Source organism: Pseudomonadales bacterium (assembly GCA_024234435.1).
Classification (GTDB): Bacteria; Pseudomonadota; Gammaproteobacteria; order Pseudomonadales; family Porticoccaceae; genus JACKOF01.
In genome coordinates this window covers 520,703-534,278 of the sequence record JACKOF010000002.1, presented here as the reverse complement: position 1 = coordinate 534,278, position 13,576 = coordinate 520,703, and the positions used below count along the sequence as shown (strand labels likewise).

The window sequence follows — 13,576 nt, the reverse complement described above, 5'->3', positions numbered from 1 at the left end:
TCCTGAGAACCGATCAAATCTGGGTTCAGTCTATCAAACGAATGAGTTTGATATTATGCAAAAACAGCCATATAGTTTGCCAATATGGTCACAAAAGCCCCCACCCCCCCAAAACCCCTGAAAGTTGCCACACTGCTTTACGACAACCTTCTTGCCACCAGTGCCACGCTGCCTATAGAAATGTTGCGTATGGCCGAAGCAGCAAACCAGGCAACAACCACTCAACATCAGGCCATCGAGACCATCAACGTTTCCATCTCCATGGAACCTGTCACTTCACCCTCCGGTTTTAACCTGGTGCCGACGTGTACACTCGACCAGACAGATGTTTGCAGCATAATTAACCTGCCTGCACTGTGGCGGAACCCCCGCCCCGCTCTGCGCCGCTATCAGGCGTATTTACCCTGGCTCCGCGATCAGGCCGCACAGGGTGCAATTATCACAGCCGTCGGTACCGGGGCCTGCTTTCTCGCAGAAGCCGGGTTGCTGAACAATCAGCCGGCGACAACCCATTGGCATTATTTTGACCGATTTCAAAAGGACTACCCGCAGGTGGCCTTGAAGCGCAACTACTTCATTACCAGATCCAATAATATTTACTGCGCGGCCAGTGTGAATGCCGTTGCGCAGTTAATGGTACATTTGATTTTCAGACAACACGGCCGGGCCGTGGCTTCACAGGTAGAAAGAAACTTCTTTCACGAAGTAAGAAATGCCTTCAACCCTGTGGGCTATTTTGATGATCAGGTGGACTACCACCCCGATGAAAACATTGTTCAGGCACAAATCTGGCTGGAAGACAACTTCTCGCAATCCATCAAGATTGCCGAAGTGGCGGCACAGTTCGGGTTTAGCCTGCGCAATTTTGATCGCCGCTTTAAACAGGCTCTGGCTGTAACACCACTACAATATTTGCAACGAATTCGGTTGAAGAACGCCAGTGAATTGCTAAAACAGTCGAACCTGTCAATTGCTGAAATTGCCGCTCATTGCGGTTATGCCGATGCCAGTGCGTTCAGTCGCCAATTCAGCAAACAACTCCATACCTCACCGAGGAAATACCGGGAAACGGTTCGCGCCAAACTCTTCAGCCATCAAAACAGGACTTGATCTGTCACTCTGTGTAACGATTCTGCGCAAATGCACGACGCAATTTTATAAATGAGGAAGGGCCGAAAATACGAATCGGGAGCAGGGTAAGAACCGCTACCCGTTCAGATATTTCAGTATCAGCTGCTCAACCTTTTCCAGATCGGGAATAAAAGCCGTTTGCTTATCCAGTATCAGCTTCATCAAAAATGCACTGTCCGTTTCACCTGCTGTCATCTCTACCTGCTGCACATCATCATCCTCTGCAACCCGCACCGGACCGGGAAAATTCTGAATCAATAACTCGAAAAACGGTAGCTCTTCACCTCCATTTAACGTGTTCACCACCAGCGCATGTGCTGGCACAGGCAAAGCCGGAGCAGGTTTGCCAGATAGCCCTTCAAAAGAGCAAAGAGGTATTCTCATGTGCCGCCAATCAAGCCATCCATACATCCACTGCGGCATCGAAGAATCAGACTGCGGCTTTACTTCCCGAACAACTTCGGCAACTGCCGACATCGGTATCAGCAGCCTGTCATCAGACAATTCGACAATCAGACTATCCACGACTGCCGGCAAATCGGCATTCACTAACGATAACTGGCTCATACAGGCAAACTCCTGAGACAATATTGATTAAATTTTTCAGCCAGAGACGCGACATCCGCCAGACCATTGCTACGCCCTCGGCTCAATACCGCCTCAGGCATGCTGGCAGCAACGCAACTGTCAGGAGACTGTACCCAGACCTGGCCACCACTTCTGGAAATAAAGCGACTGCCCTTTGCGCCATCATCACCCATGCCAGTAAAAACAATCATCCCTGAATTTGCCCCATATTGCCTCGCAACATCCGCAGCAATATGATCTATCGCAGGTTTATGTGGCCCCTGCCAGGGGTGGCCCAGCATACGAATCCGCCCCCCCTTGCCAATTTCAGTTTCAAAACCGGGAGAAATGATGGATACCCGCCCCTCTGACAGATAGTCACCATCAGCCACAACCTTCGCCGACCAAGCTGTTGCTCGTTCGATAACGTCAACCAGATGCCGGGTTTGCTGTAGCTCTATATGTTGAGCATAAACAAAACCGAGCCCGACCGTTGAGCGGGGAATCTGCTTCAGAAATTTAACCACCGCATCCAGCCCGCCTGTTGATGCTGCCAGCAACCACAAACATCGGGCAGGGGCCTCGCAATCAGTTTCCCGCCGCTGCGTCAGGGCAGTGAGTAGCTTCGCGCTCAGACGCTCTTTCCATACCGAAAATTCACTGTTTGCTACCGATGGCACTGCTTCATCAAGAATTAGCACCGGTACCTTTTGATAATCAAACGAGGACAACACATGCTGATTGGTTTCAGCAGCAACCAGTAACCAGATATCAATATTTCCCTGCTGTAATGACCCGTGAGCCTCTTTCGGGAAGCTCACGTTGAAACCTGAATCAGCAAGCGCTGATTGAATCGCATAACGAACATATGGACTATCAGCAACAACCCCGAGCCTCACGGTCATGCTTGATTACTCCACAAGAACGTTGAGCATTTCATCAATGGTCTGCAATAGCGCTTCTTCCTGAAACGGTTTGCCGAGATATTTATCGACCCCCAAGGCAAACGCCCTGTCCCGATGTTTTTGTCCGGTCCGGGAGGTAATCATAATGATCGGAATATCTTTCCAGAGACTGGAACCCTTCACCCGGCTGGCAACTTCAAATCCGTCCATCCTGGGCATTTCAATATCCAGCAACATCACATCCGGTTTTTCATCCTGCAGCAATCGCATTGCAGCAACACCATCGTTCGCCGTGATGACTCTAAAGCCTTCCCGCTCAAGAAGTCTGCCGGTAACCTTTCTGACCGTTACCGAGTCATCCACAACCATCACCGTTGGGATGTACGCCTCCTCTCCAGCGGCTTTCGATTGCTCGTGACTCAGTACTTCGACACCTGCTCCAATGGCAATTCTAGCTCTCAACAATGCCAATAAATCAAGGATAACAACGACGCTGCCATCACCCCGCACCGTGGCGCCAGACAATCCGGGAACCGAGCTGAACTGCGGCCCCAGGCTTTTTACAACAATTTCGTCACTGCTCAACAGCTCATCAACCTGCACGGCATACAATCGGGTCTCGGAATGCACCAGCACCAGAAACACTGACTCACCGGCAGGATCAATAATGGGCAACAGATTTTCACTTAGCAGGCTACCCAGATAACGGACTTGATAGCGGCCTCCGGCGTATTCGAGCCGCGAATCGGGAAAACGATAGTAATGCTCCAACTCAGCCGGACTGACTCTCACCACCCCATCAACCGTATTCAGTGGCAAGGCATAAAAATCTTCGCCGATACGAATCATCATGGCTCGGTTCACCGATACCGTAAAAGGCAAGCGAATCGTAAACTGCGTGCCCTGCCCTGCGCTGGTCCGGGTCTCTATCACACCACCCAGCTGCCTCACCTGGCTATGCACTACATCCATGCCTACACCGCGCCCCGATACCTGACTGACATTCTGCGATGTGGAAAACCCGGCATGAAAAATAAACTGGACGATTTCCTGTTCTTCAAGCACGGCCGTTTCGCTGACAAGCCCCATAGCAATTGCACGTTTATGAATAGCGTCAATATCCAGCCCCCGACCATCGTCAGAAAGACGTATCAGAATGTCACCACCCTCTCGCGCCATATCAATGGTTATGGTTCCTTCTGGCAGCTTACCCGCCGCTTCCCTCTCGGGGCGATTTTCAATGCCGTGGTCAAGGGAGTTACGCACCATATGTTCCAGCGGTGCCAGAATATTCTCCATGACAGAGCGATCCATTTCGCCGTCAACGTTCGCCACTTTGAGGTTAACATGTTTATCAAGTTCATCGTTCAACTGGCGAACCATCCGACGCAGCCTCGGCACCATCCGCGAGAAAGGCACCATTCTGGTTCGCATCATGCTTTCCTGAAGGTCGGTATTAATCCGCGACTGTGCCAGCAGTTGCGTCTCTGCATCTCTGGCCTTGTTGCTGAGGGTTGTTTTCAGATCCTGTAAATCGGATGCAGATTCCAGCAAGCTTCGCGATAGTTGCTGTAGCTGGGAGTAACGGTCCATTTCGAGGGGGTCGAAGTCTTCTGATATGTCGGAGGCTTCAATTTGCTCCCGCCGAAACAGCATTTGGGCGTCTGTTTCAATGCCTATCCGCCTCACCTGATCCTGTAATCGCTGAATGGTCGCATCCATTTCATCCAGAGCAGAACCAAACTCGCTCACCTGCTGTTCGATCCGCCCACGCGCAATACTGGTTTCACCAGCAAGATTAACCAACTCCTCAAGCCTCGGCGCAGCAACCTTAACCATTTCCTGCTGAATCAGTTTGCGCTCAATCACCGGCGCACTGGCCACGGCCGTCGACGGCAATACTTCGGCCTGAGCAGGCAGGTCAGACACTGCATCACTGGGTTGATTTTCCACAACAGATGGCAATTTTTCAGTTGCTGACTGCCCGGTGCCCTGTGGCTCTGGCGTTGTCCGCTCTAACGGCTGCGCACTGACTGGCTGCTCTTCAGAAAAACCGGCCTCCTTTTCGGAGAGCAGTTTTTTGACTCGCTGCAGGGATGAGACCAGCGCCCCTTGCTGACGGTCAAAATCATCGAAGTCACTGCTTTCAGGAGTTTTTCTACTGGCCTGTAACACTTCAATAGCATCTTCATATCGGTGACTGATATCACCAAGTCCGGTCAGGCCAGACATCCGCGCTCCGCCTTTCAGGGTATGCAAGGCTCTCTTGATCGCTTCCGGGTGCTGATTGTTGTTGACGTCCTCCGACCAGCGGCTCAATGCCTGATCAGATTCATCCAATAAGTCTTCTGCCTCAGTCACAAATGTCAGCAATATATCCAGATCGATGTCCGGGTTATCCAGGTCGATACCACCGTCATCCACACCAACTGAAGCATTATCCGATTGAGTTTCAGCAGGCGGCTCCGGCCGTATTACCTCATCTATAGCCTCAATGGGAACAGCATCAATGAGAGTACTGTCAGGTTCAACAAAAGATTCCTGCAGTCCTGACGGACTGTGAGCCACAACCTGACCCCCGGTGTCTGACAAACCGTCCAGCAGCGCTTGCATGCGCCCGACAAGAACATCCGACAATGGATCGACTTTCTGGCTCGCAGCGACCTGATCAATCATACGCAGCAGCGAATCGTGAATGGTGAGCAAATCTTCAACCGTCGTCACTTCCGGCCCGAGAGCCCTAGTGGAAACAGCATCATATATTGAACATAGCAACGAGCAAGCACTGGCGAGAGGAGCAATTTCTGCCCGCTCTGACGCTTCATGCAACAACAGCAGCTCCTGCTGCAACTCAAACAGTGGTGACAGCTGATCAGGCGATGCTTGCCAGCCACGCAATAATGACTCGGCCTGCAACAACTTGTTCATACCCGAGCTCATCATGCCTTGCAAAAATACCGGGTCGGCAAACGCTTCGCCCTCTGACTGCCTGTCACCATCAAGCAGCGGTGTAATGCTGTTTGCACGCAAGTCTCGAATGCTGGCTAGCAATGCAGGCAACTCAGGCATGCTGTCGATTCTTTTTTCCTGAAGCCTTTGCAGGCAGACTGTTGTGGAAGAAACGGCATCTCCGAGTAAAGTCAGTATGTTGGCGTTGATTTTTTGCTGATACTGATAAAGTTCATTAACAAACTCCTCCAACGGCACCATTAGCTCGGAAACGTTCTGAACCTCTGCCATCAGGGCACTACCCTTCAGTGTGTGCAGAGCGCTTTGCACCTCGGCACCCGGTATCGCAAACACGGGGGCCTCCCTGCGCTGCTCGGCAACAAAGTTCCCAACAACCTGGAGTTGGTGTGCGGCCTCATCAATAAAAATATCCAGCAATTCATCATCAGCCGTCGCGCGTATTTCTTCAGGTTCACCATTTCCCGGTGCTGCCTCTTGCGGTTCCCGAACAAACTCGACAACAGACGTTTGAGCCTCGGCGCTCTGCCACTCCGGCTGAAAGTGCTCTTCCTCTTCGGAATCAACAGACAGATCTTCCTGGACTTCCTGGACTTCCTGGACTTCCTGGACTTCCTGGACTTCCTGGACTTCCTGGACTTCCTGGACTTCCTGGACTTCCTGGACTTCCTGGACTTCCTGGACTTCCTGGACTTCCTGGACTTCATTATTGTGCTGTATATCCGTACTTTCCACTGCAGGTGCTTCGATATTTTCTGAAGGTGACTGCTCGGTAGAAACCACTATTTCTTCACCACATGCCAGCGCATCTGCCATATCAATCAGGCGAATAACCTCACTGGTTTTCCGATTATCGCCCGATGATTCAAACTGCTTAATCATTCCGGGAATCTCGGATACGGCCTGCTCAACAAGGTGTACTGTGCCCGCATTAGCTTCCAGCTGATGGTCAAGTACCTTGTTCAGCAAGCTCTCAACCGCCCATCCAAGGTCACCAATATGATCAGCCGCCACCATTCGGCCACTGCCTTTCAACGTATGGAAGGAACGGCGGATGTCAATGAGTGGCTTGTGGTTATCCGGGTCCGCCGCCCAAACCGGTAACAACTCATTGATTGCCGCCAGAACCTCACCAACCTCTTCAATGAAAATTTCGATGATTTCAGGGTCAACCAGTTCTTCTTCATCTTGTTCAACAGGCTGTCGCCCAACCGCTTCATCGACTGAGGCCGACATTGGCTGTTCTGCTGATGGGACTTCAGTTTCCTCAGAAACTGACCCGCCATCTGCTGGCCCGTCAACGCGGCTCAATTCCGCCTCATCTATGTCAGCAACGGTTTTCACAGGAGTGGTCGGTTCTTTGCCAACCGGATAACCCAGTTTAGCCACACTGTTTTCGGCGACAACGAGAATGGTGTTATCACTTTCAGCATCCTGGTTGCCCAATAATTCAAGATAGTAATCAATACTGGTAATAGCATCAGCCAGCGAGTCCAGGCTGTTCCAGTCGGGCACAACACCCCCGTCAAGCAGCTGCTCAACGAGATAGCGATTACTGTTTTTCAATATTCTCTGAGCCCGCGGCAGGTTCAGCATATCCATCGCCGCAGCGACATCGTCTACCAGCGGGGGAATTGCTTCCAGGCGCTGCCGGTCCCACTGGGATGCAATGAAATCAACAATTGACTCTTTAATTGTCTCAAGGCCATTGCGCGCCTCCCGAATCAATGTCTCCTGAGCACGCCCCACCTCAAATTGGCGCTCATCAACCAGTGCGCCACGACGGGCTCCCAGCTGATTACTGTCCATCCAGGAGAAAAGTCCCGCCTCAACTTCCACCAGCCCTGTAGCAACTGACATCATTTGGCTACGGGTACCGTTACCTCCGCTGTCGATATCAGCCGTAATGGCAGCCTGAATTTCTTTTAATTTATTGCGCAAAGGCAGTTCACCAACAACCGCCAGAGTATCGGACATGCGCTGGATAATCGTGCCTGCATCTTCCAGCAGTTTCACTTCAACGCAATCACCCAGAACATAACTTTCAATCTGTTTCTTGGCCTGATCCAGCTCGCGATCAAGCTCCTTGACGATATTCTGTAATGTTTCGGGCTGATATTGGTGGGAGTATGCTTCCGGCACGCCATCAGGCAATGAATTATCCAGCTGGTATTGCTTTCTGACTTCCTCCGAGACCGGCATTTTGCTGCCGCCATAGGCCACATAAAACAGCAGATTCTTCAGTAGCGGTTCCGGCGGCTTGGTGTTCAGCGCAGCGACCCCTCCCTGAACCAGCAATTTGATTTGTGCATCCAGTTCTCTGAAAAGAACCTTAACAGCCACGCCTATAGGAATGTTATTGCCAGAGATATTTTCCAGAAAAGCCTTTGCCACTTCCCAAAGAGGGTACTGCACTGAGAATTTGCTCAGTTCCTGCAATCGGGAAAATACCTTATCGGCATAGCTGAAATTCTGGTTAAGCTTCTCGCCTTTGATTATACCCAGCACGGCGAATTGATACATTTGTCGCAACTTGCGCAGCAAATTCCCCAAAGCCTGCGGATTCGGTGTTTGCAGGGGCCTGGATGAGCCCATAACAGGCACATTGAGCACCGGCGAGAAAAATGCTCCCTCGGTTACCAGCGGCTTCGCCCGCACTGCTCTCAATTCATTCAATAAGAGCAACAGGGTTTCAGGCTGGTCGTTGCGGGTGGCGATAACATGTCTTACATAGTTCGGCAGGCGCAAAATGGCCTGAATCAGAACATCGCAGGATTCGGAAACGCTGTTAACTTCGCCGTTTTGAAGCTGTACCGCCAACGACTCCATCTCTTCCGACAACAGAAGGGGACCATGGCATTCAGCAATTTGCAGTGAGCCGTTTACCTGATGAATGTAGCCCAGGCAAAAACGGATCTGTGTTTCGTCATCCGGGTCTGCAACATAGGCTTCTAGGGCCTCTGCCGCTTGCTGCAAGCTGGCTTCAACCTCTTCGATTAACCAGTCGAGGCCTTGTAATTTTCCTTTTAGATCCATCTGAACCCCTATCGACTGCTTCTAACGTAAGCCAGCACCCCTTGTTCGGGCACCCGGGTCAGCAACTGTGAAGGCTGCTCGCTGCACTCCCCCACCCCCAACACCAACAAGCCTCCAGGCTTCAGGCACTGGGCCAACGATTGAATAATTTCCCTGCGCCGCCAACGCTTGAAGTAAATCAGTACATTCTGGCAATAAATAATATCCAGATTATTGGCAAACGAATGCTTTGGAATGTTGAGGATATTGCTGTTCAAAAAACAGACTCGCCTCTTAGTCGACTCTGACACACTGAATTCTGTCGCCGACATTTCGGTGAAGTATTGCCGCTTTTCAAACTCGGTCACCTGCTTCAATTGGCGTGAATGATAGATACCCGATCTGGCAGACATTAAAGCCTGATGACTGATATCGCTCCCAACCACACCAAACAAAGGTTTTTTGTCACAAGTCTCATATGCCGCATTGATTGCCATGGCAATGGAATACGCTTCCTCTCCAGTCGAGCAGCCCACACTCCAGGCACTGGTGCTGGTCATGCCTTCCGAAATCTGCCGAAAAACAGAACGGGAAACAAAGTCAAAGGAAGGTCGGTGCCGAAAGAAGTGCGTTTCCTTAATCAGCATCCTGTCGAAAATCAGCCGTCGTTCCTGCTCACCGCCGAGGCCGTTAACTCTCTCAAAATAAGAATCGAAACTACTTTCACCCAGCTCCTCAAGGCGTCGACGCACCCCAAGACGCACAAACGCCTCTCGATCAGGTGCAATTTGTACGCCCGCATACTCCTCAATCAACGCTCGCCAACAACTAAACTGGGCCGTGGTTAACTCAGGCAATGATTGCTCGCTCATTGACATTTCGATGCTCAAAACTTAAACCAGGCTGTCAGTTTTCTCTTTCTCGTCTACATCCTCACCCAGATCTTCGTCTGTTAAACCAAGTTCTGCTTCAATCTCTGACAGGTCGAGCTCATCGACATCAATCGTAAAGTTATCGCCCTCTTCCGCTGTATCGGATTCAAAGTCAATGACGCCTGCAAATTCCTGGTCAGTCTGTTTTTCGAAGTCGCTGGCCTCCACTGATGAGTCCCAGCTACCTTCCTCACTCATCAGTTCATCCGCGAGGCTGTCCATGGAAGCACTGACCGATGTTTTTTCTTCCATGTCTTCGTCTTCCATATCGATTAAATGATCATCAAAATCAAGTAGTTCATCGGAAACAGTTGACGCGGCAACCTTGCCAGAACCCTCATCATCAAGATTCAACAGCTCATCATCTTCCAATGTTTGTTCATTGGCAGCTGTATCTGCACGCTCTACTTCTGCAAGTTCACTGGTCAAACTCTCGGGCTCTGCCAGATCCTTAACTGTTGACCCTGCGCTGGATTCACTCACTGGTGTAATAAGACCATCGGGAAGACGGAAACCGGATACCGAGTTGCGCAGCTCAACAGCCAACTCTGCCAGCTCACCAACGTTGCGGGCTGTATTACTGGTCCCGGCAAGGGTTTGCGAAGTAATGTCCTGAATCACGTTCATGGTGCCGGAAATATGACCCGCTGTTGTTGCCTGGTGGCTCGCTGTGGTGGAAATATCCTGAATCAACTCCGCCAGGTTCGCTGATACGGTTTCAATTTCTTCCAGCGCCACACCCGCATCCTGTGCTCGAGCAGCACCTTTCACAACTTCGGAGGTGGTTTGCTCCATGGAGCTAACCGCTTCATTGGTATCGGTTTGAATAGTCTTAACCAGAGAGGCAATCTGCTTGGTCGCCCCCGCAGAACGTTCCGCCAGTCGCTGCACCTCGTCCGCAACCACCGCAAAGCCTCGACCGGCATCACCCGCCATCGACGCCTGAATAGCCGCATTCAGTGCCAGAATATTGGTTTGATCGGCAATGTCATTAATCAACGATACGATGTCACCAATCTCCTGGGAACTCTCACCCAGCCGCTTGATACGCTTCGACGTATCCTGAATCTGTTCACGAATAGTATCCATACCACCAATAGTGTTTTGTACCACCTCAGCGCCTGTCTTGGCGATCGATACAGAGCGATCCGCCACCACTGCCGATTCAGCGGCATTCGACGAAACCTGATCAATGGTAATTGCCATCTCGTTAATCGCCGCGGAAGCACCGGCAATTTCCTGAGCCTGGTGCTGTGCCGATTCAGTTAGCTGTTCAGCCGTTGTACGGGTTTCATTCGCCGCAGCAAATACATTCGATGAAGCCTCCTGAATCTGCTTGACCAGAATACGCAGCTGGTCAATCGCATAGTTGATGGAGTCGGCAATCGCACCGGTGAAGTCTTCGGATACGGTCGCGTGGGCGGTGAGATCACCATCACCCAGATCGCCAATCTCATCCAGTAGTCGCAAAATAGCCTGCTGACTTCTTTCATTGGTTTCGGCCGTTTCCCGAAGGCTGCGTCGTGTTCCCGCATAAACCAGTAAACCAATCAGGGCCAGCAAACCTATCGCAACACCACCAGCAATCAGTGCCGTCTGGTTGGTCAGCTCCCGTTGCTGGGGCAGCAGTGCAATCGCATCCGCCAGCTGACTGATCTTCTCCTGAAAAATAGGAGAATCATTAAGAATCGCTTCGTTCGCCTGACGAGCAGCGAACAGGGCCGGAGTTGCCTCAAAAATCTCTTTAATGGAGCTGTTTACAAACTCAAAACGCGAGGTAATGCTGTCAAGGCTCGTCTTCGCATTGCGGTTAGTAATCCGGCTGATACCCAGCGCGACATCGCCGCTGCGCATACCGGCAAGAACCCGCCCAAACAGGTTGGCATCTCGGTTAAACTGATCAGCGGAAGCCTCTGAGTCATCCCCGCCCGCCAGCATCTTGTCGATATTCCGACCAATCCGCTCTGCACGCCATGACTGCGCCTGCGCTACCGCCACCTGATCAGCCGGTGCATTATTTTCCAGCAGTATCTCAACAACCTGCGTATGCTCCTGCTGCAACTGCGGCAGGGTTTCATTCAGTTGTGCGGCAACCTGATTCAAGAAAATCACTGTCTCTTTATCAGCAATCAATGTCTCCGCACTGCTTTTTAAACGCGACCAGATAACATCCAACTCTGCCAGACGGTCAACAGGCATTTCCAACTTCACGGACTCATTCAAAGCCTTCCAATCAACCTGAATTCCATCGACTACAGCTTGCAACTCTGCAAAGGACTCTTCCTGGCCAGCCGTCGCTTCACGAGACAGTCCCATTAAACGATAAGATGCCGCCCGAATTTCCGAAGCCAGTTGCAGGCTATCCTGGTCATCAGCAGTTTTCTGAAAAACTGTTTGCAGGTTATAGGCAAGAAAGGCCACCACCACTGCCAACAGCACAAATAACAGTGCAATGGAAAAACTGGTTTTTGATCTCTGGGTTCCTTTTTTCATTTTCAGCTACTCCGAGCGAGCATTTATCAAATTATTAACTTTCATATATATGAGCCGATTTCAGGCCGCAACCGCCATAAACTGGGGATCTTGTATCAATCGTGCAGGCCTGAACAGATACCAGTCCTCCCCCTCATACTTGAAGCTGCCCTCCAGATAAGGGTGCAATGCAGCCGGGGAAGACTGGGCAGACTGGCTATAGGAGTCAAGACGAAAGTGGCGCATGGCATAAACAGTATCCACAGCCAACCCCACAAAAACATCCTGAATCTCAATTACAATCACACGCTGCTGTTTTGGAGGAGTACTGATCACCCCTCCCAGAAAGCTGGCAAAATCTATCACCGGCAGCAGTCGACCGCGGACATTGGAAACCCCCTTGATCCAGCCTTTAACCCGCGGCAGCCGCGTTGTCTGGGGCATTTCCAGCAGCTCTGCCACTTCATCCAGAGCCACCGCAAGGTTAGTACCCAACAGGGAAAAACAAACTACTGCCTTGGTAGGCGCCACATCCACCTGGGCGGGCAGACCCTGAGCACTCGACGCATAACGCCGAGAAACAGCTAATAGTGTATTAAACGCTTCTTGTTTTGACATAAGCTCCCTTGCAACGAATTACCCTGTGAGCTCCTTGATAACCCCTAACAACTGCTTTTCGCTAACCGGCTTGGTGAGAAACGCTTTTGCGCCCTGCCTCAGCCCCCATACACGATCTGTTTCCTGATCCTTGGCGCTGACAATCACTACCGGTATGTGGCCTGTCTGTTCAGATTTACTGAGCTGCCTTGTGGCCTGAAAGCCATTCAAACCAGGCATCACCACATCCATCAGGATAAGATCCGGTTGCTGCTGTTTGGCCATCTCGACACCGGCATCACCATTCTCAGCAGACACGACCTTGTGTCCGTTTTTCTCCAACATACTCGATAAGTGGTGTGTTTCTGCCTTGGAGTCATCAACTATAAGTACCGTTGCCATGGTATCCGTTCCCCTTCAAACAATTTATGGGTGATTGTTACTCAAGGTCTGATCCTGCTGCCGATGGTTTCTTCACAAACCGCTCAAGCACTTCAAATAGCTCGCTTTTGCTAAACGGTTTGGTGAGATAATCATCTGCACCAACAATCCGGCCTTTTGCCTTATCAAACAGCCCATCTTTACTCGACAACATAATTACCGGCGTATTCTGATACTGACTGTTATTTTTAATCAGGGCACAGGTTTGATACCCGTCCAGCCGGGGCATCATAATGTCCACAAAAATAACATCCGGCTCGCAGTCGGCAATTTTTGCCAGAGAATCAAACCCATCAGTCGCGGTGACAACTTCACAACCCGCTTTGCTTAAAAGCGTTTCCGCTGTACGGCGAATCGTGTTGCTATCGTCGATAACCATCACTCTGATGTCTTGCAAATCCCCTTCCATGCAAACAACTCCACGTTGTTAATGTAAAGATTGAACTTTTAACACAATCAAACTGCTTTATCTATAATTTTGCGGACCAAAACACGGTTTAATCAGCAGTTCGACCGAATCGGTTGTCTTATCAGCCTGAAGCCCTTAAC

At 50.8% G+C, this 13,576-nt stretch carries 9 protein-coding genes; 1 reads left to right on the top strand and 8 read right to left on the bottom strand.

Annotated features, from left to right (window positions below; genetic code table 11):
• Positions 1 to 84 precede the first annotated feature (84 nt).
• A complete protein-coding gene (locus H7A02_12490) occupies positions 85 to 1,110 on the top strand; it encodes a helix-turn-helix domain-containing protein (protein ID MCP5173074.1) in 1,026 nt (341 codons plus the stop codon).
• A 96-nt stretch (positions 1,111 to 1,206) separates the two neighbouring features.
• Here H7A02_12490 and H7A02_12485 read toward each other — a convergent pair whose 3' ends face one another.
• From H7A02_12485 to H7A02_12450, 8 genes are read right to left on the bottom strand one after another with little or no spacing between them, the layout of a single operon-like run.
• The gene (locus H7A02_12485; GenBank protein ID MCP5173073.1) at positions 1,207 to 1,698 is read right to left on the bottom strand and encodes a chemotaxis protein CheW; all 492 of its coding nucleotides are present in this window, start codon (positions 1,696 to 1,698) and stop codon (positions 1,207 to 1,209) included.
• Positions 1,695 to 2,603: a chemotaxis protein CheB gene (locus tag H7A02_12480; GenBank protein ID MCP5173072.1), complete on the bottom strand. Its 909-nt coding sequence runs from the start codon at positions 2,601 to 2,603 to the stop codon at positions 1,695 to 1,697. Before H7A02_12480 ends, H7A02_12485 begins: the two co-directional genes overlap by 4 nt.
• Before the next feature lie 6 nt (positions 2,604 to 2,609).
• Entirely contained in the window at positions 2,610 to 8,606 is a 5,997-nt protein-coding gene (locus H7A02_12475; protein ID MCP5173071.1) for an Hpt domain-containing protein, read from the bottom strand.
• An 8-nt stretch (positions 8,607 to 8,614) separates the two neighbouring features.
• Entirely contained in the window at positions 8,615 to 9,457 is an 843-nt protein-coding gene (locus H7A02_12470; protein MCP5173070.1) for a protein-glutamate O-methyltransferase CheR, read from the bottom strand.
• Positions 9,458 to 9,478: 21 nt separating this feature from the next.
• Positions 9,479 to 12,010, bottom strand: coding sequence for a chemotaxis protein (locus H7A02_12465; protein MCP5173069.1), 2,532 nt, complete (start codon positions 12,008 to 12,010; stop codon positions 9,479 to 9,481).
• Positions 12,011 to 12,070: 60 nt separating this feature from the next.
• On the bottom strand, positions 12,071 to 12,607 hold the full coding sequence (locus H7A02_12460; protein MCP5173068.1) for a purine-binding chemotaxis protein CheW: 537 nt from the start codon (positions 12,605 to 12,607) through the stop codon (positions 12,071 to 12,073).
• 18 nt (positions 12,608 to 12,625) lie between these two features.
• Positions 12,626 to 12,988: a response regulator gene (locus H7A02_12455; protein ID MCP5173067.1), complete on the bottom strand. Its 363-nt coding sequence runs from the start codon at positions 12,986 to 12,988 to the stop codon at positions 12,626 to 12,628.
• Between the two features lie 37 nt (positions 12,989 to 13,025).
• Positions 13,026 to 13,436 carry a response regulator gene (locus H7A02_12450; GenBank protein MCP5173066.1) on the bottom strand — a complete coding sequence of 137 codons (411 nt, stop codon included), beginning with the start codon at positions 13,434 to 13,436 and terminating at the stop codon, positions 13,026 to 13,028.
• Positions 13,437 to 13,576: the final 140 nt, after the last annotated feature.